General features: G+C 69.2%; 21 protein-coding genes and 2 tRNA genes. 14 read left to right on the forward strand and 9 right to left on the reverse strand.

What is annotated here, in order from left to right:
• Positions 1-332 precede the first annotated feature (332 nt).
• On the reverse strand, positions 333-1,043 hold the full coding sequence (locus ACGF3C_RS16225) for a hypothetical protein (RefSeq protein WP_393222571.1): 711 nt from the start codon (positions 1,041-1,043) through the stop codon (positions 333-335).
• A gap of 270 nt (positions 1,044-1,313) precedes the next feature.
• Here ACGF3C_RS16225 and ACGF3C_RS16230 point away from each other — a divergent pair, with 270 nt between their 5' ends.
• Positions 1,314-1,658 carry a hypothetical protein gene (locus ACGF3C_RS16230; protein ID WP_393222574.1) on the forward strand — a complete coding sequence of 115 codons (345 nt, stop codon included), beginning with the start codon at positions 1,314-1,316 and terminating at the stop codon, positions 1,656-1,658.
• Positions 1,659-1,943: 285 nt separating this feature from the next.
• Here the strand turns inward: ACGF3C_RS16230 and ACGF3C_RS16235 are convergent, their stop codons facing one another.
• Positions 1,944-2,690: an SDR family NAD(P)-dependent oxidoreductase gene (locus ACGF3C_RS16235; protein WP_393222577.1), complete on the reverse strand. Its 747-nt coding sequence runs from the start codon at positions 2,688-2,690 to the stop codon at positions 1,944-1,946.
• 94 nt (positions 2,691-2,784) lie between these two features.
• On the opposite strand from ACGF3C_RS16235, the gene ACGF3C_RS16240 reads away from it, so the two are divergent.
• The 12 genes from ACGF3C_RS16240 to ACGF3C_RS16295 all read left to right on the forward strand — a co-directional run bounded on the left by ACGF3C_RS16240 (position 2,785) and on the right by ACGF3C_RS16295 (position 13,738).
• On the forward strand, positions 2,785-3,384 hold the full coding sequence (locus tag ACGF3C_RS16240; protein WP_393222580.1) for a TetR/AcrR family transcriptional regulator: 600 nt from the start codon (positions 2,785-2,787) through the stop codon (positions 3,382-3,384).
• A 596-nt stretch (positions 3,385-3,980) separates the two neighbouring features.
• Entirely contained in the window at positions 3,981-4,916 is a 936-nt protein-coding gene (locus tag ACGF3C_RS16245) for a hypothetical protein (RefSeq protein WP_393222583.1), read from the forward strand.
• Between the two features lie 409 nt (positions 4,917-5,325).
• Positions 5,326-5,634: a putative quinol monooxygenase gene (locus tag ACGF3C_RS16250; protein WP_393222586.1), complete on the forward strand. Its 309-nt coding sequence runs from the start codon at positions 5,326-5,328 to the stop codon at positions 5,632-5,634.
• Positions 5,631-6,845: a helix-turn-helix domain-containing protein gene (locus ACGF3C_RS16255; RefSeq protein ID WP_393222589.1), complete on the forward strand. Its 1,215-nt coding sequence runs from the start codon at positions 5,631-5,633 to the stop codon at positions 6,843-6,845. The genes ACGF3C_RS16250 and ACGF3C_RS16255 overlap by 4 nt, the downstream gene beginning before the upstream one ends.
• A gap of 224 nt (positions 6,846-7,069) precedes the next feature.
• Positions 7,070-7,495, forward strand: coding sequence for a hypothetical protein (locus ACGF3C_RS16260; protein WP_393222592.1), 426 nt, complete (start codon positions 7,070-7,072; stop codon positions 7,493-7,495).
• An 89-nt stretch (positions 7,496-7,584) separates the two neighbouring features.
• Positions 7,585-8,040, forward strand: coding sequence for a hypothetical protein (locus tag ACGF3C_RS16265; RefSeq protein ID WP_393222595.1), 456 nt, complete (start codon positions 7,585-7,587; stop codon positions 8,038-8,040).
• Between the two features lie 3 nt (positions 8,041-8,043).
• Positions 8,044-9,474, forward strand: coding sequence for an FtsK/SpoIIIE domain-containing protein (locus ACGF3C_RS16270; RefSeq protein ID WP_393222598.1), 1,431 nt, complete (start codon positions 8,044-8,046; stop codon positions 9,472-9,474).
• On the forward strand, positions 9,471-10,070 hold the full coding sequence (locus ACGF3C_RS16275; RefSeq protein ID WP_393222601.1) for a DUF2637 domain-containing protein: 600 nt from the start codon (positions 9,471-9,473) through the stop codon (positions 10,068-10,070). The genes ACGF3C_RS16270 and ACGF3C_RS16275 overlap by 4 nt, the downstream gene beginning before the upstream one ends.
• The gene (locus ACGF3C_RS16280) at positions 10,067-10,711 is read left to right on the forward strand and encodes a GGDEF domain-containing protein (protein WP_393222603.1); all 645 of its coding nucleotides are present in this window, start codon (positions 10,067-10,069) and stop codon (positions 10,709-10,711) included. Before ACGF3C_RS16275 ends, ACGF3C_RS16280 begins: the two co-directional genes overlap by 4 nt.
• Entirely contained in the window at positions 10,708-12,426 is a 1,719-nt protein-coding gene (locus tag ACGF3C_RS16285) for a replication initiator (RefSeq protein WP_393222606.1), read from the forward strand. The genes ACGF3C_RS16280 and ACGF3C_RS16285 overlap by 4 nt, the downstream gene beginning before the upstream one ends.
• Positions 12,423-12,608: an AlpA family transcriptional regulator gene (locus ACGF3C_RS16290; protein ID WP_151496864.1), complete on the forward strand. Its 186-nt coding sequence runs from the start codon at positions 12,423-12,425 to the stop codon at positions 12,606-12,608. Before ACGF3C_RS16285 ends, ACGF3C_RS16290 begins: the two co-directional genes overlap by 4 nt.
• Positions 12,605-13,738 (forward strand): tyrosine-type recombinase/integrase, encoded by a 1,134-nt coding sequence (locus ACGF3C_RS16295; protein WP_393222609.1) that lies wholly within the window; start codon positions 12,605-12,607, stop codon positions 13,736-13,738. The genes ACGF3C_RS16290 and ACGF3C_RS16295 overlap by 4 nt, the downstream gene beginning before the upstream one ends.
• 14 nt (positions 13,739-13,752) lie before the next feature.
• Here the strand turns inward: ACGF3C_RS16295 and ACGF3C_RS16300 are convergent.
• From ACGF3C_RS16300 to ACGF3C_RS16315, 4 genes are all read right to left on the reverse strand, one after another.
• Positions 13,753-13,829 (reverse strand) — tRNA-Ile (locus tag ACGF3C_RS16300).
• 122 nt (positions 13,830-13,951) lie between these two features.
• Positions 13,952-15,190, reverse strand: a complete 1,239-nt coding sequence (locus ACGF3C_RS16305) for an FAD-dependent oxidoreductase (protein WP_393222612.1) — start codon at positions 15,188-15,190, stop codon at positions 13,952-13,954.
• Positions 15,180-17,297, reverse strand: coding sequence for an MMPL family transporter (locus ACGF3C_RS16310; RefSeq protein WP_357233588.1), 2,118 nt, complete (start codon positions 17,295-17,297; stop codon positions 15,180-15,182). Before ACGF3C_RS16310 ends, ACGF3C_RS16305 begins: the two co-directional genes overlap by 11 nt.
• A 246-nt stretch (positions 17,298-17,543) precedes the next feature.
• Positions 17,544-17,616, reverse strand: a tRNA-Asn gene (locus ACGF3C_RS16315).
• A gap of 294 nt (positions 17,617-17,910) precedes the next feature.
• Here ACGF3C_RS16315 and ACGF3C_RS16320 point away from each other — a divergent pair.
• Positions 17,911-18,315 carry a hypothetical protein gene (locus ACGF3C_RS16320; RefSeq protein ID WP_269682837.1) on the forward strand — a complete coding sequence of 135 codons (405 nt, stop codon included), beginning with the start codon at positions 17,911-17,913 and terminating at the stop codon, positions 18,313-18,315.
• 64 nt (positions 18,316-18,379) lie between these two features.
• On the opposite strand, the gene ACGF3C_RS16325 is transcribed toward ACGF3C_RS16320, so the two are convergent.
• The 3 genes from ACGF3C_RS16325 to ACGF3C_RS16335 all read right to left on the reverse strand — a co-directional run bounded on the left by ACGF3C_RS16325 (position 18,380) and on the right by ACGF3C_RS16335 (position 22,587).
• Entirely contained in the window at positions 18,380-19,387 is a 1,008-nt protein-coding gene (locus ACGF3C_RS16325; RefSeq protein ID WP_355009784.1) for a sugar phosphate isomerase/epimerase family protein, read from the reverse strand.
• A gap of 212 nt (positions 19,388-19,599) precedes the next feature.
• Entirely contained in the window at positions 19,600-20,103 is a 504-nt protein-coding gene (locus ACGF3C_RS16330) for a sensor histidine kinase (RefSeq protein WP_393222617.1), read from the reverse strand.
• Positions 20,104-20,472: 369 nt separating this feature from the next.
• Positions 20,473-22,587: a ThuA domain-containing protein gene (locus ACGF3C_RS16335; protein WP_393222620.1), complete on the reverse strand. Its 2,115-nt coding sequence runs from the start codon at positions 22,585-22,587 to the stop codon at positions 20,473-20,475.
• Between the last annotated feature and the right edge of the window lie 63 nt (positions 22,588-22,650).

Consider the following 22,650-nt stretch of genomic DNA (forward strand, 5'->3'; position numbering starts at 1 on the left):
GCGCACAGGTGCGCCGGACCTCGACACTCCGGGCTCGTGGTGTGCGGGACCTACCAGTGCCCGCCGCCGGCAGGTCGAGAAAACGGTCGTCCAGAACCGGGCCCGCCCGCTACCACGCCACAGGCCGTAAGCCAACGCCAGTAGGAGAAGTACGCCTGTCAACCCGGTGGCAACGGATGGACCATTCGCAAACATCATCGACGCCGGGATGGCGGCGCCCACAAGCAGAATCACGGCGGCGACGGGGACCGGCACAGGAACGCGTCGTCGACTCTGCTCGATCATCGGCTCATGCCAGGCGTCATTTATTCGGTCCACCAGGCTGCGGCCCGCTACAGCACCACCGGGATCAGTTCGATGTCGCACATCGTCACGTGGGGCTCAACCAGTCGCTTGGCCTCCTCGACATCCTTCTCGGTGAGGAAGACGCCGAGGTTGTGCCACCTCCGACGGCCGTCCTGCTCGGTCAACGCAGTCAGCAGGTGCAGGTAGCGGTGTCGTTCCCGGCGTACGCCCTCTGGTAGGCCGGTGAGGAACGCCTCCGCCACCTTCTGTGGCGAGGCGATGTCCAGCTCGCCGCCGATTCCGCTGAGCGGCTTGACTGGCCACATCGGGTCGTACGGACTGAACGTGTTGAAGAACGAGGGCTGCACGTCCGACAGTTCGCCCTCGCACCACCCGACATTGGCGGTGATGACGTGGCCGGTCACCCCTTCGCTCTCCAGCACGAGCACCCTGGCATTCTCCGAGCGGTAACCGTCGTCACTGATGTCACCGCAGATCAGCGCGGCCTCGTCCCTGGTCGCGCACCGGATCACCAGCCCGCGGTACGCCGCCTGGATCTGCACGGCGTCGACCGGGTTGAACAGCACCTCGATCGTCGTCGAAAGCCGGCCGTGGCCCTCGGGCATCTGGTCCGCGCGCAGCAGGAGCTGGCCGTGCGTCGCCGAGTACGACCACAGCGCGAACAGCCGCTCGCTACGGAAGAGTTCGACACCCGGACGGAAGTCCTCGTCACGGTGGAGCCAGACCTTCGACGTCATCTGGTCACCCTCCGCCCCCGCGACGGCGATCGTCAAGATCAGGATTCCGAAGCTCGGGTGCGACAACTGTTTGGGGCGGATCCCCTCGTCGGCTCGACGGTGCGGGCGTCAGGCACATGGTGGTCTGGAAGTGGAAAACACCTGCCGGCACCTCTCACCGCCCCTTCACCGTCGGTGAACCTCGTGCGGCTGGATGCGGGCCGTGCCGTTGGCGCGGGGCCCGAATCGTCAGCTTGAGAAGTGCCGATGTCCGGCTGTAGCGTTCTGCCAGTGGGACGGCTATTGGACCGGCAGCGTGATCTCGCCGGGTGGTTGGTGACGCCGCTGTTCACCCTGATAGCCGCTCCAGTGTTGGCCTGCCTCGTCGGGGTGTTGGGGAGCCTCGGGGACCACAACGGTCCACCGGCGCTGTGCAAGGAGGCCATAGCAGAAAACATGTGCGAGGAGACCATCCTCGGGGTGGCCGGCTTACATGTGCTCATCTCAGGCGTCATGTGGTTGCTGCTCTGGGTCATTCCATGGTGGCGAGGTCTTCGCACGGTGCGCATTCTGCTGGCCGTCGCTGCGACCGTCGTCCTCGTACTCCTGCCGGTGCGGATGTTCCGCTGGTCCTGACACACCGCCCGCCGCTTGTCGTCTGCGGACATCTGGTTGCCCTGGTGTTGCTCGTCCTGGACGCGCGCCGTGAATGGAGTGCGTACGGGCGGGATGCTGCGACTTCCCGGCAACCTCTGTTCGGTGCCGGTCCGAGACCACCGGCGCCTGCGCAGGTGCCGGTGGTCTCGGCGCCCGCCAGCATCGGACGGGTGCGGCAAAGCTCCTGCACGACCTGCCTCGACCGAGGGCCGTCGTCGTGATCGGCCGGGGTCGTTGTCGCTCGGCCACAGGTTGGAGTTCGAGCTAGGCGCCGTATCCGCCGTCGATCCGGAGTACCGCACCGGTGACGTAGGAGGCCTCCGGGCTGGCCAGGAAGACGACGCCCGCGGCGATCTCCTCCCCCCTGCCGTAGCGCCCCATTGACGTCGTCGGAAGGAACACGGCTGCGGCCGGGCCGTCAGCCGGGTTGGCGTCGGTGTCGATGAATCCGGACTGGATGACGTTGACAGTGACGCCCCGGCCGGCCAGATCGCGGGCCACGCCTCGACTGAAGCCCTCGAGGGCCGACTTCGTCGCCGTGTAATACGCCATCCCGGGGAAACCGGCCCGCATTCCCACACCCGAGCTGATGCTGATGATTCGCCCGTCATCCGGCAGCAGCGGCAACGCCTCCCGGATCGCGGCCGCCGGGCTCCTGTAGTTGGCGGTGAGCTGGCGCTCGATGGCGGCCTCATCGGGATCGACCTCGTCGATGCGGCCACCACCACCGATTCCCACGTTGTTGACCAGGATGTCGAGCCTTCCGAACTGCTCGACCACCTGGTGGATCAAGCTGGTCGCCTGCGTCACGTCCGTCTGGTCGGCCCGGAACGCCGCCGCGCGAACTCCCTTCGCCTCCAGGTCGGAGACCACGGCCTTGGCCCGATCCTCCGCGGCCACGTAGCTGATTGCGACGTCGGCTCCCTCGTCGGCCAGCGCCAGCGCGATCGCGGTGCCGATCCCCCGCGATCCGCCGGTCACGATCGCCACCTTGTTGTCCAGCTTTCCCACTGCTGCCCACTTCCCGCGTACGACGAGTTATTGACTGACCGGTCCACCATAAGGATTGTGGACCGGACGGTCAAGGATCCGTATCCTGGGTCGCATGGCACGTCCGCGAGGGTTCGACGAGAAGCAGGTACTCAACGCCGTCCGTGATCAGTTCTGGAACGCCGGTTACGCCGCGACCTCGCTGGAGGACCTGATGCGGGTCAGCGGGCTGGGCAAAGGCAGCCTGTACGCAGCGTTCGGCGACAAGCGCCGGCTTTTCCTCCGGGCGCTGCGCGGCTACACCGACGACAACCACGACCACCTGCGCAAAGCCCTCACCGAAGCTCCGCGGGCCGTGGTCGCACTACGCACGATCCTTGAGCCACCGATCGGCGACCCGACCGGCGCCGGCAAACGGCGTGGCTGCCTGATGGCCAACAGCACCTCGGAACTCGGCAACGCCGACCCCGAAGTCCTCGATCACGCCCACCGCACGTACGAGACGTCCACCGCGCTGATCGGCGACTGCGTCGCCCGCGCCCAACGCGAGGGCGACCTACCCGCCGAGGCGGATCCGATCGCACTGGCGCGCGCACTCCTGGCCGCGCAACAAGGCCTGCTGTTCATGAGCCGGACCGGCATGGACACGGCGACGCTCACCGCCACAGCACGATCACTCGCCAATCAACTCCTACCGGATCCCCACGACGGCTGAACCGGCCGGGGTCGAGGGAGCAGCGGAAGCACTTCTCGGCATCTCCCACCGCTTCCGCGCTGGCGGCGGATCTCCTCGTCGGGCAGCCGTAGACCGTCCAGCCTGGTAGCGCGGACCGCCTTGACCGGGCGGCGGGTCGTGCTGCTGCGGACTGAGGGCGTCGGCCCGGACCTCGACGCGTTCCGTCCGGGTCATAGGCAGCATGGCTGACCAGCAAAACGGCTGGTGGGGCGGGCGGGGCTCGAACCCGCGACCGAGGGATTATGAGATCAAGTTGGGCTACCCGGCGACCTGCCCTAGTGGCCTTCTAGCAGCGGAAACGCCTCTCGACATCTCTCACCACTCCCCACCGTTCGTCGGCCTCTTGCGGACTGGATGCGGACTACTCGCGGCCAGGTGCTACTCGGGCTGCGTCCGTCGGTCGGCTTGGCTGTACGCCTGGCTGTACAGCCGCGTGAACGCCACTCGTCCGGGGTGACCCACCACCCGAGCCGACCACTCGCCGGCTCTGCGTCCGCAGCTCTTCCAGCCTTGTGACGCCTGCAGCGCTGCATCGCCTCACTAGTTCCATACACGAGCATGAGTAGACTCCTCTCATGCGGGACGAATCGCAGGCTGCCAACAGTGGAGTAGTCGTCGGAGGACTCAACTTTCACACTATGAAAGCTCCTGAGCGCGCGGGTCTGCATGTGCCCTGGTCATGGTTGAGCCTCGGATTACTGGTCCTCGCAATAACCTCACTGGGAACACTGAGCGTCGTTGTAGGAATTAAGAATGTCGACATTCTCTCCACCATCGCTTTGGCGTTGGCCGTACTTGCCTTCGCCTCTCAACTGATCGTCTCGCTCGCCCAAGCCCAAGGGTCGGCGCAGCAACTGACGCAAACGGAGCGAGTAAATTCCGAGACGAGATCGGCACTTGCCGAGGTCAAGTCGACCGCGAACGCGCTTCTAACCAATCAGTCTGAACAGTTCAACCAAGTACTATCGGCACTTCTTCGCTCAGCCACCGAGGATGCCGTCAGGGAAGCGACCGAAGCCTCCACCGTGGTAGACGTGCACGACACCGGCGGGCCGGCGGGAGCCATCGATCCAGAGGCGGTTGCGGAGCGAGTCGAGGAGCGAGTAAAGAAGCTGCTTTCGCATCAATCTGCTACGGGAGTTGGCGGGGAGACGCGGATGCGAGTTCCGGGAACGCTCGCTGCGCAGGCGGGCAGACAGATCCTTGATATTTTTCGCACTCTCAGCCCTGGCGCCCTGCTACTGTTCATCAATATAGCCACAACAGGGGCTCCTGATTTTTCGCGTACTATCGTCTTTTTATCTCTCGCAGGCGATCAGAACCCTGCCCTGCAGGAGCTTTTTGATCGTCGCCTTTTGCGGGGGCAGCCATTACCGCAGGGACGCCACAACGTTCAACTGACGGGCGCGGGGAAAGTCCTCGCCCTGCTGTTGTTTGGTGATCATTTTAGAGAAAACTGGTACTGGGACGAAATCTCTCGAATGGCCGCCCCGCCGTCAGCGACGACCTAGCCTGCCGCCATCCCGTCTGCCGCCGACCCACACACCGTGGAGCGGACCAGGGCTAGGGCGACAAGGTGGAGCGCCCTACCGGACGAACGACCTTGGCGCCCTAGCCCTGGTCTGCTCGGCTCTGCCTGGGTCGGCGGCTGGCGGGATGGCATCCCACCACCCACGAACCGGAACCGTTCGGCAACTCCATCTCGGAGTCGTCTGGCCCCCGCCGGAGGCAAAGGCTCTTATCGGCCGGCGCGCCGGCCGATGCCGGCGCTTGCGCCGCCAGCAGGCCGAGCGCGGCCGGCGCGGCCCGCTTGCGGGCCGCCTTGATTCATAAGAGGCCAATTCGGCAACCGACTCACTAGCCCGCAGCGCCGGTACGATGGCACACAAGGAGTGCGGGTCTTCTCTTCGGGAGGTTGCGATGTTTGCGCTGGTGGTCCGGTTTGATCTGAAAGACGAGGACGCTGCGGCGGGCTTCGACCGACTGATGGAAGAGACGCTGCCGGGCATTCAGTCGCTCGAACCGGGGACGCTGGTGTACGCCACACACCAGGTGGAGGGTGAGCCGTTGGCGCGGGTCTTCTACGAGGTCTACCGGGATCGTGCGGCCTTCGACGAGCACGAGCGGCAGCCGCACACCCTGCGGGCTCTGGCTGAGCGTGAGCAGTACCTGTCGGGAGTCCGTGTGGAGTTCTTGGAGCCGATGGGCATGAAGGGTGTGGCCTCGTGAGCGAGGACCCGAGCGCCGAGCGTGCGCTGGGGCGGCGGATTGCGTTGCACCGTCAGCGGCGAGGGCTGTCGCAGCGGGAGTTTGCCCGTCTGATCGATCGGTCCGAGACGTGGCTGTCTCAGGTTGAGCGGGGGGCTCGAAAGATCGACCGTATGACGGTCCTTGAGCGTCTCGCCCAGGTCCTCGATGTGCCACTGTCGGAACTGGCCCCTGAGGCTCCGGTGATCGCTGCCGTTCACGAAGAGCCACAAGCGGCAACGGAGCTGAGCCTGGCGTTGAGTTCAAGTCACGCCTTGGCTGCCGTCCTCAGGACGGAATCGCCATCCGTCGATATCGGCGAGTTGTCGGATCGGGTCGAGCGAGCGTGGAGCCATACGCACGCGTCGGAGGTCACTCAGGTCGGTGAGCTGCTTGTGCAGCTGCTGCCGGATCTAGAGAGCGCGGCTCGTTCCACCGAAGGGGAAGGGCAGCGGGCCGTCTATGCGGCGCTTGCTCGGGCGTACCACGCCTGTGCGGCAGTGCTTTCCACTATTGGCGACTCGGGGGCTGCTTGGGTCGCAGCGGACCGCGCGATCGCTGCCGCCGAGCGTGCGGAGGACGTGCTCCTCATGAGTGAGGGCGCGTTTCGGCTTACGTTGGTCTTCCAGGCTGCGCGACGACTGGACCGGGCGCACCAGACCGCCAGTACAGCCGCGGTGGCCCTAGAGGACCGCGCGGACGTTGGCGAACCAGGGGCCCTGTCGGTGTCGGGCGCGCTGCATCTCCAACTGGCCGTCGTGGCGGCTCGGCAGAACGACGCCGAGCGGGCGTACCGGGAGATTGAGGTAGCGCGACGAGCTGCGGAACGCCTCGGCGAGGACCGCAACGACTACAACACGGAGTTTGGTCCCACCAATGTTGCGCTTCATGAGGTGGCTGTCGCGGTTGAGCTGGGCGATGCCGGACTTGCTCTGCGAACTGCCGCCACCCTCGACCCATCAGGGCTATCGCCTGAACGGCGGAGCCGGTACCTCATCGACATCGCTCGCGCCCATGGTCAGCGCCGCAACCTGGCCGCCGCAGTGGAGGCGCTGACACAGGCCGCCGACTTGACGCCCGAGCGGGTGGCGGCACACCCGCTGGCGCGTGGGCTTGTTGCAGACCTGCTGCGGATGGACCAGTCAGAAGATCCGGATCTGCGCGCGCTCGCCGAGAGGTTCGGCATGCGCTGACATCGAGGCGCTGCCTCTGTTCATAGTCACCACCACAAGTCGCCCGCTGCTGGCCCTGCGCCAATGGCGGGCGACTTGTCTGTTTTCCCGCTCGCCGCATCGACCCGCACTCTAAGTATTGAGCCGCACTAAAAGTGCGGGTACCGTCCTTTGTGTGCGGCACGGCCGCACGAAACGCCAAGTGCTGGCGACGAGCCGGCGGCGACTGAGAGGACATGGAACCGATGGCGATTCCCAACACGATCAAGGTCCCCGTGCCGTTCGAGTACGTGTTTCCGCAGGGTGCGCTGTGCCTGGGTGTGGAGCCGGTGACGGACTTCGACAAGCGCGGCCAGGGCGACGACCAGGCCCGCGACAAGGACACGGGCGAACGACTGTGGGTGGTCAAGGTCCTCGACCTGGACCCGGAGGCCGGCAAGTTCGGCGGGACCAAGGAAGTCAAGGTGAAGATCGCCGCCCCGGTGCAGCCGGTGCCGCCGGCGTCGAAGATCCCCGGTTACCCGCCGGCCGTGACCTTCACCGACGTGACGCTGACGCCGTACGTGGACTCGCAGCGGTGCAAGGGCTCGGGGAAGTGCCGGGCGCGTCAGGCGTGGTCGATCCGCGCCGGGGCCATGACCGAACCGGCCGCGATCAAGCAGGCGGCCTGACCAGACAGGAACGCGCGGGGTGGGACTCGCCCGCCAAGACAACTCCCGCCCCGCGCCTGACCCTCATCTCCCTGAAAGGAGCTGGGCTGATGCCCACGCTAGCTGACGCTGCCCGCATCGTCGGGAACCCGCGCCCCGCCCCCCACCGCCGCACTCACCGCCGCACCGTGATGCGCCTCGCCGGTCCCGGTATCCGGGCCACCCGCGAGGTCTACACCACCGTCCCCGCCGACGCGGTCCGCGTGGCCGCGCTGGTGGAGATTGCCGCCGCCGCTGCCGCCCTGGCCCGGACGGTGGTGAAGCTGCGCCACCTCGATCCGGACCTGATCGCCCCACACGTCTCCGACCGCGTCGACCTGCGCGCGGTCCTCGGTCGTGGCCGGTGGTTGCCGACCATGACCCGCCACGTCCCCGCCCCGGAGTCCGGACCCGTCGAACTGGCCGCGCTGCTGCCCGCCCGGATGCCGGTGCGTCGTCGCGTGGTGCGCCGTCGTCCCGGGACGCCGGGGCAGGCCGCCCTGTTCGCCGCCGCTGGGGAGGGCTGAGCCGTGCCGCTGGTCAATGTGATCCGGGGTGAGCGGATCGACTCTGCTCCGATCAACGTCCGGACCCCGTTCATCCGCATCCCGATGTGGATGGCCCTGACCTGGTGGACGCTCAAGGGCCTGGCCCGGCTGGTGTTCGTGGTGGTGCGGTTCTGGTACGTCACCGCCCCGGCGGTGTTCTTCGCCTGGCTCTACGGCCGGTTCGGATGGGCCGGTCCGGTCGGGTTCGTCGCCCTGGTCGCCTCCGCCGCTGCCGGTTGGGCATTCGGACATCGGCCGTCGTTCCTGCGCTTCGGGTGGTGGCCGCTGCTGTCCTGCTACCGCCGGATGCTCTACCGCCGCAAGTGGATGGCCGCGATGGTGACCGCAAAGCTCGCCGTCTCCTTCGACGGACACACCGTCCTACCGGTGCTGCGGCGGGTGCGCTGCGGCGGCGGTGTCGACGTGGTGGTCGTGCGGATGGTCACCGGGCAGATCCCCGACGACTTCGCCCGCGTCGCCGAGAGGTTGGCGCACACATTCGGTGTCCGGCAGGTCAAGGCCGCACCGGGTCCGCGTCCGGATGTGGTGCTGCTGCACCTGTTCCGCGGTGACCCCCTCGCCAAGCTCGTCCGCCCGATGCCGGTGCCAGCGGTGCCCGAGTTCACCGCCCTGCCGGTGGGCAAGCGCGAGGACGGCGACGGCTACGAGCTGCGCCTGTTCGGCACACAGGTGTTGGTCGTGGGTGCCACCGGGTCGGGCAAGGGCTCGGTCATCTGGTCCGTGGTCCGCTCCCTCGCCGCTGGGGTCACCTCCGGGCTGGTGCAGATCTGGGGCCTGGACCCCAAGGGCGGCATGGAACTCGGGATGGGTGCGCCGATGTTCACCCGCTTCGCCCGCAAGGACTACACGGCGATGTGTGAGCTGATCGAGGAAGCCGCGACCGTTGCCAAGGACCGGGCCGGGAAGCTCTACGGCCGCACCCGCCAGCACACCCCGACCCCTGATGAGCCGCTGATCGTCCTGGTGATCGATGAGCTGGCGAACCTGACCGCCTACCTCACCGACCGCCAGTTGAAGGACCGCATTAAGGCCGCCCTGTCCATCCTGCTGTCCCAGGGTCGCGCGGTCGGCGTGCATGTCGTCGCCGCGATCCAGGACCCCCGCAAGGAGGTCCTGCCGTTCCGGGACCTGTTCCCGACCCGCATCGGCCTGCGCCTCGCGGAAGCCGCCCAGGTCGACCTCGTGCTTGGCGAGGGGATGCGCGATCGCGGGGCGTTGTGTGACCGCATTCCGCAGTCCCTGCCCGGGGTGGGGTTCGTGGTCATCGACGGTGACCCGACCCCGATGCGGGTCCGCTTCTCCTACCTGAGCGATGACGAGATCCGCGCTATGGCCCAGACCTACGGCCGGCTGCGCGTGATCGACGGCGAGATCTTGGAAGGTGTCGCATGAAGCCCCACCCCACGGCCACGCGCGCCGACCGCGTCGAGGGCCTGGTCCTCGTCGTCATCCTGCTCATCGTCGCTGGCTTCGCCGGGGCCGCCTCGTTCACCCACGTCAAGGACTGGACCCTCGACAACTCCCCGGCGGGCACGGGTGAGTGGTTCGGTTGGGCTAACGCCGTCATCTCCGAGCTGATCCCCGCTGCTGCGCTGCTGACTATCCGCCGCCGACGCCGCTCGGGCGGTTCGATCGGCTACCCGATGTTCCTGCTCGTCGCCGCCGTCGCCTTGTCCCTGGCCGCGCAGCTCGCCGTGGCGAAGCCGGGCCTGTCCGGGTGGCTGCTGTCCGCTGTGCCGGCGCTGGCGTTCATCGGCCTGTCCAAACTCGTCCTGTCCACCGACCCGGCCCTCGCCGACAACGCGCCGGCCGGGCCGGTCGCGCAGCCCGCCCCGCCGGCCCCGGCCACCGTCGCCGCGCCGGCCGTCTCTGAGCCCGTCGCCCTGGTCCCCGTCGATCCGGCTTTCCCGGCTCCGGTCGCCCCGGTGCCGCCGGCTGCCTTCGTTCGCCGTAACGGCGTTCCGCTGATCGGAGAGGTGACCCGATGACCGACGCACTCGTGTCCGGCCTGTTCCTCGTCGCCGTCCTGGCCCTGTTTGCCTGGGATCAGTACCGGCTCTACGTCGCCCGCTACGAGCTGGCCGCCCTGCAACGCGCCACCCTGCGCGACCCGCTCACTGGTCTTGCCAACCGCACTGGCCTGGCCGACGCGTGGACCCAGCTTGCCTCGCTGCGCCCGTGGGTGGTGGTGGTCGACCTGGACGGCTTCAAGCCGGTCAACGACACCCACGGCCACGCCGCCGGGGACCTGGTCCTCACCGCCGTCGCCTCCCGCCTGCGCGCCATCCACGGCGTGCCGGCTCGCCTCGGCGGGGACGAGTTCGCCGCGCTGCTCCTGGACCCGAACCCGGCTGCGGCTGCCCGGCAGATGGCTGCCGCGATCGCCTCGCCGGTCCGTTTGCCCTCGGGGGTGTCGGTGTCGGTGACCGCGAGCATCGGCCTGGCCCCCGCCAGTCCGGCCGGGCTCGCCGCCGCGCTGGCTGACGCTGACGCGGCAATGTATCGGGCGAAGACGACCCGGGCCGCTGTGGTGGCGTTCGACCCGCTGCGTGATGACCACGCCACCGCCGACCCCCGCCCGGTCGTGCGGGTCCGTGACCTCACCCCGACTGTGGAGGTGGGCCGATGACGCTCACCCCGACGCTGCCCGGCCTCGAACCCGCCCCCGTGGTGGAGCCGAGGCCGGGCTCCCGGGCCGCCCGGATGCTCATGCCCCGCTCCGTCGACGTGGTCAAGGATCTGGCGGCCGACTATGGCGTCTGCACCCGCCCCGTCTCCCTGCGCCGCACTGACCTCGACTCCGGACAGACCGAAGTCATCGACATGCCGTGCGGCGCCACCCAAGAGGCGAAGTGTCCCGCCTGCGCCACCAAGGCTCGTCGGCTGCGCCAGCAGCAGATTCGGGAAGGTTGGCACCGGACCGACGAACCCGACCCCGGTCCGCAGCCCGCCACCGACGCGCAACGCGGCCTGATCGTCGCTCGCGCTCATCTCGAATTCGCCCGCGACGAAGCGGCCCGGATCTCGCAGTGGGATCAGGTCGCGGACCTGGACGACGCGATCGAGGAACTGGAAAGCCAGATCACCACCGAGGGCATGCGCGGTCGCCCCGCCCCACGCCACGGTGGCGAGGATCAGGAGGACGGCGACGGCAACCGGCGGGTCCGCTCCACCAGGCGGAGACAGGACGCCCCGGACCTGCCCCGGCTGCCCGTGGAGAATCGGACCGTTGGGCGTACCTTCGAGGGTCGCGGTGGGCAGGTGTTCCGGCCGTCGATGTTCCTGACCCTCACCCTTGGCTCCTACGGCCGTGTGCACTCCGACGGGACACCGGTCGACCCGGACGGCTACGACTACCGGCGGGCCGCCTGGGATGCGGTGCACTTCCCGCGGCTGCTCGATCGGTTCTGGCAAAACCTGCGCCGGGCGGTCGGCTGGAACGTCCAATACGCCGGTGCCGTCGAGCCACAGCGACGGCTCGCCCCTCACGCACACTTCGCCATCCGGGGCACCATCCCCCGGTCGCTGGTGCGGCAGGTTGCCGCCGCGACGTATCACCAGGTGTGGTGGCCCTCGGTCGACGTGCGGGTCTACGAACGGGGCAACGTGCCGCAGTGGGACGCCGACGCCTCCGGCTACACCGACCCCGCCACCGGGCGGCTGCTGCCGTCGTGGGATGACGCGCTCGACCTGGTCGACGCCGACCCCGACGCCCACCCCGTGCACGTCGCCCGCTTCGGTGTGCAGGTCGATGCCAAGGGCGTGCTTGCCGGCACCAAGGACGCTGACCGGTGCGTCGGCTACATCACCAAGTACCTCACCAAGCAGGCCGCCGACTGCCACGAGGTGACCACCGGGCGGCAGCGGGCGCACCTGGAACGGCTCTGGCAAGAGCTGCGGCACACGCCCTGTTCAGAGCGGTGCGCCAACTGGCTGCTTTACGGAGTCCAGCCCAAGAAGGCCCGACCGGGGCTGCGGCCGGGGAACTGCAAGAACAAGGTCCACAAACGGGAAACCCTCGGCATCGGTGGCCGACGCGTCCTCATCTCCCGGCAGTGGTCCGGCAAGACCCTCACCGACCACCGCGCCGACCGGAGGGAGTGGGTCAAGGCCCTGCTTGGCGTAACTACCGACGCCGACACCGCCCCGGCCGGCGGCGAGCAACGCCACGCCTGGGAACTCGCTCAACCCACCGACCCCGATGTCGCGCCGCTCGGGCATCGTGTCCTGCGCGCCATCTCCGAACGCATCCAATGGCGCGTCCAGCTCGACAGCGCCAGACGCGCCGCTGCCGACCCGCCCGATGTTTCGGCAACCGTCACGACGCAGGAGGGAGCAGCATGAAGGCCCGGACCATCGAACCGCTGTGGACGGCTGAGGACGTGTCGACGTTCCTCGGCGTGCCGGTGAGCACCCTCTATCAGTGGCGGTACCGGCGTCTGGGTCCACGTGCCCGGAAGGTCGGCCGTCACTTGCGGTACGACCCGGCCGACGTGCGTTCCTGGCTGGACGAGGCAGACCGGTGAGCGTCGTCAAGCGCCCGAACGGGAAATGGCGTGCCCGGTACCGGGATGCTGCCGGCAAGGAGCACGCTCGGCACTTCGACCGCAAGGTCGACGCTGATCGGTGGCATGCGTCGATGAAGACGGCGCTCGCTCGCGGTGAGTGGGTCGATCCGGCTCTCGCGCGGGTCACGGTTGGCGACTGGGCCGCTCGGTGGTTCGCCAATCAGGTGCAGCTCAAGCCGTCGACTCGCCAGCGGTACGGCAGTCTGCTGCGGAGGCAGGTGCTTCCGGTGTGGGAACGCGTCCCGCTTTCGGCAGTTACGCACGCCGACGTTGGCGAGTGGGTCCGCCGCATGACGCAGGCCGGTCTTGCCCCATCCACCGTTCGGCAAGCTCACCGGGTCTTCTCGCTGCTGCTGGCCCTCGCCGTTCGGGATGGTCGGCTGACTCGCAACGTCGCGGCAGGTGTGCGGCTGCCACGGGTCGGACGCTCCGAGAAGGTGTTCCTGACCCACGGCCAGGTGGGCGAGCTGGCGGCAGCGGCAGAGCCGCACGGGCTGATCATCCGCGTGCTCGCCTACACCGGTCTGCGCTGGGGCGAGCTGGCCGCGCTTCGCGTGCGGCGGGTGGACCTGGTGAAGCGTCGGCTGCTGGTCGCGGAGTCGGTGACCGAGGTCAACGGACGCGCGGTGTTCGGTACGCCAAAGACGCACCAACGCCGGTCGGTGCCACTCCCCCGGTTCCTGGTCGAGCCCCTGGCCGCGCAGATCGCCGGCCGTTCCGGTGACGAGCTGGTGTTCACCTCCCCGGCCGGCGAGGTGCTGCGCAACAACAACTTCCGTCGCCGGGTCTTCGATCGGGCTGCGGAGTCGATCGGTCTTGCTGGCCTGACGCCGCACGAGCTGCGGCACACGGCGGCCAGTCTGGCGGTGGCCGAGGGCGCCAACGTGAAGGCGGTGCAGCGGATGCTCGGGCACGCCTCGGCGGCGATGACGCTGGACGTGTACGCGGACCTTTTCGAGGACGACCTGGACCAGGTGGCGGACCGCCTCGACCGGGCGGCGGGTCGTGCTGCTGCGGACTCAGTGCGGACTGAGGGCGTCGGCCCGGACCTCGATGCGGTCCGTCCGGGTCATCGGCAGCATGGCTGACCAGGGAAGACGGCTGGTGGGGCGGGCGGGACTCGAACCCGCGACCGAGGGATTATGAGTCCCCTGCTCTAACCGGCTGAGCTACCGCCCCGAAACACCGCGCCGGATCTTATCCCGCTCGGCGATCAGCAGCCAGCATCAAGCCGGCCGGTGCCCACGCCTGCGCCAGCACGATGGGCAACAGGAATATAACAGCGTGCTCGGGTACGACCGTCAGCCGGCGCGCAGCTCGTCCAGTACGGCGCCGGCGGCGCGCCAGCCGCTGGTGAGAGCACCTTGGATCGATGGGCTGTCCCGGTGGTCACCGGCCACGAAAAGGCCCTCCCCCATTGCCACCGGCTTGCGCAGCCGTCCCTGCGGCGGTGGCGCGGCGGGTAGCGCCTCGGGGATGGCCACTGTGGTGAGGTGGGTCCAGTCGGCGGTGGAACGGCCGTACAGCCGGGTCAACTCGGCCCGGATGGTCGGCTCGGGTGGGGCCGTCGGGCCGACCACCGAGGTGGCGATCAGGTGCCGCCCGGTGGGCGCGTACGTCGTGGCGGCGTTGCTGAGCACCACGGTGTTGGCGACGAGTTCGCGTCGCTCGCCGTCGACGAGCAGGATCGGCTCGGTGAGCGGCGGCTCAGGGGCGCTGTGGTAGTAGGTGGTGTAGCTGTGCATGCGTACCGTCGCCAGGGCTGGCAGCAGCGCGGCCGCGGCGGGCGGGTCGACGGCGACCACGACGGCCCGGCAGCGGATGTCGCCGGCCTGGGTGCGGACCCGGCCCGGGGTGACCTCGGCGACCGGGGTGTTCAGGTCGAGCAGGTCGGCGGGCAGCGGCGCGGCGACGGCCCGGGGCAGCGCGGCCATTCCTTCGGCGGGCAGGCCGATCCGGCCGCGGGCGAAGGAGCGCAGCACCATCGCCAGCACGTGGCTGGAGGTGGAGAGTTCCCGGTCGATGAACACACCGGACAGGAACGGTCGCAGCAGCTCCTCGATGATGGCGTCGGAGAGGCCGGCGCGGCGCAGCGCGGTCTCGGTGCTGGTTTCCGGCGCGTCGAGCAGCCGGGACGCGGGGAGGGTGGCGCAACCGGTGGCGAGGGCGGCGAAGCGCAGCCGGTCGAGCAGGGAGCCGACCCCGGCGAGCGCGGTGCCGGGCCCGCCGGTCGGCTCGCGCAACGGGTTGACCAGCCGCAGCAGCTTGTCGCCCTTGCGGACCAGCACCCCGGACGTGAAGTAGCCGAGGTTGAGCTGGTCGGTGTCGAGCAGCGTGCCGAGCCGGGGGTAGGCGGTGTTGAGCACCTGGAAGCCCCGGTCGATGAGGTGACCGTCGACCACGTCGGTGGCGACCCGGCCGCCGAGCCGACCCTCGGCCTCCACCAGCCGCCAGGGCACGCCGGCGCGGTGCAGCCGGCGGGCGGCGGCGAGGCCGGCCAGGCCGCCGCCGACGATGACCACATCGGTTTCAGCCAGCACCGCGCGCCTCCCGCTCACCGTTCGCCCGGGACAACCGGCCCGGCCACCAGATCTTCGGCCCGATGTCGTACGCGAGTGCGGGCACCAGCAGCGACCGGACGATGATGGTGTCGATCAGTACCCCGATCGCGACCGCCGTACCCAACTCGACGAGCACCACGAGTGGCAGGACGGCGAGGGCGGAGAACGTCGCGGCGAGCACGATGCCGGCGGAGGTGATCACCCCGCCGGTGACGGCGAGGCCGGCGAGCACTCCGGCGCGGGTGCCGCGCTTGACCGACTCTTCGCGGACGCGGCTCATCAGGAAGATGTTGTAGTCGATGCCGAGCGCGACCAGGAAGACGAACGCGAACAGCGGGAACGACGAGTCCACGCCGGGGAAGTCGAAGACGTGGCGGAACAGCAGCGCGCAGAGGCCGAGGGTCGCCGCGAAGCTGAGCAGCACCGTGGCGATCAGCAGCAGCGGGGCGAGCAGCGCGCGCAGCAGCAGGGCCAGGATGACAGCGATGACCACCAGCACCACCGGGATGATGACGTTCTGGTCGCGCTTCGCGGCGTCCGAGGTGTCCACGTTGATCGCGGTGAAGCCGCCGACCACAGCGTCCGCGCCAGGCACCCGGTGTACGGCCACCCGCAGCTCGCGGATGGTCCGCTCGGCGCCGTCGCTGTCTGGTGGGTCGGCCAGGGTCGCCTCCAGTTGCACCCGCCCGTCGACGACCTTCGGGGCGGCGTTCTCCTGGGGTGGGCCGGTCTGCGGGCCGGCGGTGAGGGGGCGGACATCGGCGACCCCGGGCACGTCCTTCGCCACCTGGGCGACCTGTCGGGCGGTCTGCTCGGTGGTGAAGATGGTGGCCGGGCTGCCGGTGCCGGCCGGGTAGTGCCGGGAGATCACCTCCTGGCCGTCGACGGAGTCGGTGCGCTGGGTGAACAGGTCGGACTGGCCGAGGGTGGTGGCGCCGAGCTGGGTGAGGCCGAGGGTCAGCAGGGCCAGCACGACGGCGGTGCTCAGCCAGATCGGGCGGGCGTGCCGGGCGACGAAGCCGGCGACGCGGCTCCAGATGCCGTGTTCGGCCCGAGGGTCGGCCTGGTCGGCTCGGGGTCGTCGGGGCCAGAACGCCCACCGTCCGCCGAGCACCAGCAGTGCGGGTAGGAAGGTGAGCATCACCAGCAGGGTGGCGGCGATGCCGATGGCGGCGACCGGTCCGAGCGCCCGGTTGGAGTTGAGGCTGGACAGCAGCAGGCAGAGCAGGCTGACGATGACGGTGCCGCCGGACGCGATGATGGCCGGCGCGGCGCCCTTCCAGGCGGCCTTCATGGCGTCCCATGGGCGCTCGTGCCGGTGCAGTTCCTCCCGGTAGCGGGCGATCAGCAGCAACGCGTAGTCGGTGCCGGCGCCGAAGACCAGCACTGTGAGGATGCCCTGGGCCTGCCCGTTGAGCTTGACCACGTCCGCGTCGGCGAGCAGGTAGACGAAGACCGAGGCGAGGGCGTACGACATCCCGGCTGCGAGCAGCGGGAAGATCCACAGGACCGGGCTGCGGTAGACGACCAGCAGGATGACCAGCACCACGACCAGGGTGACCAGCAGCAGTGGTCCGTCGATGGCGGAGAAGACCTCGATCAGGTCGGCGAGCAGACCGGCCGGGCCGGAGACGTCCACGGTGAGGCCGTCCCGGTCTCCGCCGGTGATGTCGCGCAGTTGCTCGACGACGGTGCCGATCTCCTCGCCCTCGGCGTCGTCCACCGGTACGACGACCTGGAGTGCCTGGCCGTCCTCGCTCGGGATGGGCGGGGGCAGTGGGGTGACCACTCCGGGGATCTGGGCGAACCGGGCGGCGTCGGCGCTCACCCGTTGCCGGTCCGCGTCGGTGATCCCGGTGGGCCGCTCGTAGACGACCAGAGCCGGGATGGTCTGCCTGTCGACGAACTCGCTGGCGAGGTCCTGGGCTCGGGTCGCCTCGGCGTCGGTGGGCAGGAAGGCGGCGTTGTCGTTGGTGGCGACCTCGCTGAGGCGTCCCGCGTACGGGCCGGACACGCCGCCGATCACCAACCAGGCCAGCACGACCGCCACCGCGATCAGCGTGGCCCTGCCGCCTCGTCCGGACATCCGCCCCTCACACCCCAAGGTTCGACGCGCTCTGAGCGCGGCCACCATCGCCCATCCTGCCGCCCAAACCCGTCGAGGCAGCGCGAATCCGGCATACCGTCAGCGTCGATCAAGGAGTTGTGGTGGTGGATGAAATGCGCAAAGCAGGGTGCAACCGGCACCACAACTGCATGATCGACCCTGCGGATGGGGGCAGATACGAAGAACGCCCGTCGGCCTGGGGCCGACGGGCGTTGGGTGGAGAAGCTCCCCCGATTGGACTCGAACCAATAACCTGCCGGTTAACAGCCGGCTGCTCTGCCAATTGAGCTACAGGGGATCGTGCACCGCCTGACATCGGATCTCGCCGACGCCGTGCGACGGGACAAGAGTACAGGACTTTCCCCGGTGGCGGTCCAGTGGGTTCCACCCCGGCGCCGGTTGATCAAGAGGCGCAGGTCAGGGTCCGCGACGCATTGACAAACAGGGTAAATCGCCATCCCGGCACAACCATGCTTGAGCGGGGAGCAGGATGGGTAGTTAGCTGCGGACAGAGGACGCAGGCGCGAACAGGTCGCCTTCCGACGGGGCAACTCGCCGGGGTGACGGCGCGTCAGGTACGGAAGGAGCCGCCATGCGCGGAAAGATCATGTTTCTTGGCGGGCTGGCTGCGGGATTCGTCCTGGGCGCCCGTGCCGGCCGGGAGAAGTACGAAGAGCTCGTGGTCCGGGGCCGCAAGGTGCTTGACCACCCGACCGTCCAGGAGGCGGCCGGGGTGGCACAGGCCCAGGCCAACAAGCTCTACAGCGAGGGCAAGGACAAGCTCGGCCAGACCAAACTGGGCGAGAAGCTGGGCAACGGCAACGGCAGCACCGGCAAGCAGGAGCTGACCGCCGCCGACGACGCGTTCGCCGGCACGCCCGCCACTGTGGGCGCCAAGGCGGGCACCAGCACGGTCGGCACGACCTCCGGGTCGCCGTCGTCCACGAACCCCCGCACCAAGCCGTCCGGCTCGGGCACGAACGCCAGCACGCTCTGACCAATCGCACGTCGACGGGCCGGTCGCCGCAGGGCGACCGGCCCGTGGTCTGTCCGACGCGCGGTCAGTCCTTGCTGCTGAACGCCGCGTCGAAGGCGGCGCTCGGTGCGTCGAAGGCGAGCCGGCGGACGAACTGCAACGCCTCCGGAGCGCCGACCAGCCGGTCCATTCCGGCGTCTTCCCACTCGACCGAGATCGGGCCCGTGTAGCCGATCGCGTTCAACGCGCGGAAGCAGTCCTCCCAGGGCACGTCGCCGTGGCCGGTGGAGACGAAGTCCCACCCGCGCCGCAGGTCGGCCCAGGGCAGGTGCGAGGCGAGCCGGCCACGCCGGCCATCGCCGGTACGCACCTTCGCGTCCTTGCAGTCCACGTGGTAGATCCGGTCGGCGAAGTCGAAGATGAAGTTCACCGGGTCCAGCTCCTGCCACACGAAGTGCGACGGGTCCCAGTTCAGCCCGAACGCGGGCCGGTTGCCGATCGCCTCCAGCGTCCGCTTCGTCGTCCAGTAGTCGTACGCGATCTCACTGGGGTGCACCTCGTGCGCGAACCGCACTCCCACCTCGTCGAACACGTCGAGGATGGGGTTCCACCGGTCGGCGAAGTCCTGGTAGCCGCGCTCGATCATCGACGGCGGCACCGGCGGGAACATCGCGAGGGTGTGCCAGATCGACGAACCGGTGAAGCCGACGACAGTCTTCACTCCGAGCTTCGCCGCCGCCCGCGCGGTGTCCTTGATCTCCTCGGCGGCCCGCTGGCGAACCCCCTCGGGCTCCCCGTCGCCCCAGATGCGGCCGGGCAGGATGTCCTGGTGCCGCTCGTCGATCGGGTGGTCGCAGACCGCCTGACCGACCAGGTGGTTGGAGATCGTGAAGACCTCAAGGTTGTGCTTCGCGAGGGTTTCCTTCTTGCGCTCGACGTACGAGTCGTCGGCGAGCGCCTTGTCGACCTCGAAGTGGTCGCCCCAGCAGGCGATCTCCAGACCGTCGTAGCCCCACTCGGAGGCGAGCCGGCAGACCTCCTCGAACGGAAGATCGGCCCACTGGCCGGTGAAGAGCGTGATGGGTCGCGCCATTGTCCTTCTCCCCTGATGTGATGGGGATTCCTTGTGCGGACCGGGGCGAGGGTGACCGGACGTGCGTGGCACCCGAACGGTCACCGGTGGGTGCGGAGCACACCTGAGCCCGGCGGGTTGCGCCTCCCACCGGGTCACCGGCCACCAGCACGGTCGCCGACCCCCACCCTATTTCCGCAGTGCCCCATCGGGGAAGCCCCGCAGTCGGCCGATCATCCGATCATTTCCTCGGGCGCGGGCAGGACAGCCCGTACCGTGAAGCCGCCACCGGCACGCGGGCCGGCCGAGAACGTGCCGCCGAGCCGCTCGGCGCGCCTGCGTACCCCGAGCAGACCCCGACCGGCGCCCTGGGTGCCGCCGCCGGACGGAGCGGGACCGGCGCCCTCGTCGCGGACCTCGATGCTGATGCCCGCGGCGTCGTAGCGCAGGCGGACCCCGACCGGAGCGCCCGGCGCGTGCCGGCAGGCGTTGGTCAGCGCTTCCTCGATGATCCGGTACGCCACGACGTCGACCGGGCCGGGTAGCGGGCGGGGTTGCCCGGCCATGGTCCACCGCACCGGTTGACCGGCGGTGAAGCCCTCCACCAGCGCGTCGAGGCGGTTCAGGCTGGGCGCCGGCTGGGACGGGTCGTCGGGCTCGTCGGCCCGGCCCAGCGCACCGAGCAGCTGATGGCCTCGCGCCAGCACCGTCCCGCGCCACTGCGCGAACAACCCCATGCAGGTCAAGGTACGGCAGCCACCTGTGAGCCGGTCGGCGGCATCCACGCAATGTGGCTGCATCCGAGTGCGCCGGCAGCGGTGCGGGGACCAGCCCTGCACCGGGACTCCGGCCTCCCCAACAACCCCGCGCACCCCCGCGTAAACGGCGGGCTGGCGGGATGGCAACCGGCGGACGAATCGGTGCGAGCGTGATGCCTCTGAGTCATCAGGATGACTCAGAGGCATCACGCTCGTTGAAGACACCGCTCGTCGCCCTTTGCCGACGCAACTGGCTGACGGGGGACGCCAACCGGGCACGTCGGCCGGGCACGCCGGCCGGCCCGGAGGGGCCGACGACGTGAGCCGCGGCCCCTTCGGGTCAGTCGGTCAGGGCAGGGTCCACTTCTGGTTGGCCGCGTTGAGGCAGGTCCAGAGGTGCACTGCGGTGCTGTCGGCGGAGTTGTTGCCGGAGACGTCCAGGCACTTGCCCGACGACGGGTTGCGCAGCGTGCCGTCGGACGCGGCAGCCCAGTTCTGCGCGCCGCTGCCGTTGCAGGTCCAGAGCTGGATCTTGGTGCCGTCGGCGGTGCCGCTGCCGTTGACGTCCAGGCACTTGCCGAGCGCCTTGATCGTCGAGTTCGGCGTCACGGTCCAGGTCTGCGAGGCGCTGCCGTTGCAGGTGTAGAGCTGGATCTGGGTGCCGTCGGCGGTGCCGCCGTTGCGCACGTCCAGGCACTTGCCGGCCAGACCCTTGATCGGGCCCACCCCGTTCGTGCCACCTCCGCCCTTGACCAGGGTGAAGTCGTCCAGGTCGAAGAGCCCCGTGCCGCTACCGGTGAAGGTGAGGTAGAGGTTCTGGGTGCTGGACGGGACGTTGGACAGCGCCGCGGAGACGTTGGCGTAGGTGCTCCAGCTGCCGGTGTTCGGCACCGCGACAGTGCCGAGCACCGGGCCGGTGGCCGAACCGGTGCGCACCTGGATGGCGCCACCAGCGCCGCCGGAGACGACCCGCGCCGTGAACGAGGTGACACCGGCCAGGTTGACCCCGTTGTACGCAGCCCAGTCACCCGGCTCGATGTAGCCGAGGGTCTGCCCGCCGTTGGCGCCCGCCTTGGTGAACGCGGAGACCCCGTTGGCCGAGCTGAACGCCTCGGCCTGGATCGTGGTGTTCCCGGTCGGCGGCGGGGTGCCGCCCAGCTCCTTGATCCGGATGTTGCGGAAGGAGGCGTCGTCACCGGTGCCGTGGTTCTGGATGCCGATGTGGCCGGCCAGCGACCGTACCGGGTTGGTGTTGGTGAAGTCGTTGATCTTCACCCCGTTGAGGAAGATCTGTAGCCGCTCGCCCTCGACCAGCAGCTCGTACGTGTTCCACTCCCCCGGCGCGTTCAGCGCCGCGTCGCGGGCGGCGATGTCGGCGGACTTGTAGGTGTAGACCGCGCCGGTGGTGCGGTCGGCCGCGTCGGTGGCGTCGATCTGGATCTCGTACCCGTTGTCGACCGCCGACCACGGGTCACTCGACGGAGGGAACCCGATGAAGATGCCGGAGTTGTCGTCACCGGCCAGCTTCCAGTCCATCTTCAGCGAGTAGTTGGTGAACTGCTTCGCGTTGTACCAGTACAGCCCCATGCCGCCGACCGAGGTCAGGGTGGCGTCGGTGTTGGTGAAGCTGCCCGGGCCGGCCTGTGACCAACCGGCCGTCGAGCCGTTGAACAGCGGGGTGTAGCCGGTCTCGGGCCGGCAGTCGGCCTTGCTCCGACCGGAGGCGTACCGGATGCCGCCGAGCAGGTGGTTCCGGAAACCCGACTCCGCGTACGACGCCTGGGTGTGCCCCGCGCCGGTGTAGAAGGACCGGCCGCCGCTGTAGCTCTTGCACCAGCTCAGCGGGTGGTCGGCGCCCATTCCGCCGCCGGAGTACGACGACTCGTCGAGGGTGGCCAGCACGTGGGCGCTGGACCGGGCGTTGGTGCGGTAGTTGTACCACTCGTCGGTGCGGGTCCAGGTCTGCGGCAGGTGAGCGGTGGCCGCGTGGCCCCGGTCCTCCACCTTCATGTTGGCCTGCTGGATCGCGGGGTGCGAGGCGAACCACGCCCCGACGAGGTTGCCGTAGAACGGCCAGTCGTACTCGGTGTCGGCTGCGGCGTGCACACCCACGTATCCGCGGCCGGAGCCGATGTACGACTCGAAGGCGGTCTGCTGGCTGGCGTTGAGCACGTCGCCGGTGGTGTTGAGGAAGACGACAGCCTCGTACTGGTTGAGGTTGCTCGTGGTGAACGCGGCGGCGTCCTCGGTCGCGGTGACCGTGAAGTTGTTCGCCGCGCCCAGGTCGCGGATGGTCTGGATGCCGACCGGGATCGCGTCGTGCCGGAAACCGGCGGTCTTGGAGAAGACCAGCACGTCGTACGGGGCGTCGGCGGCGCTGGCCGGGGTGGCTGGGGTGGTGCAGGCGATGACGGCGAGTGCGGCCATTGCCGCACCGAGGACGGGTCGCAGACGTCTGCGCATATCGCTCTCCTAACTGCGGTTAGGAGGGGCCCCTCGCCTCACACTAGGCGCGCCGAGGGGCCC

This window comes from Micromonospora sp. NPDC047762 (assembly GCF_043204655.1).
In the GTDB taxonomy this organism is placed as follows: domain Bacteria; phylum Actinomycetota; class Actinomycetes; order Mycobacteriales; family Micromonosporaceae; genus Micromonospora.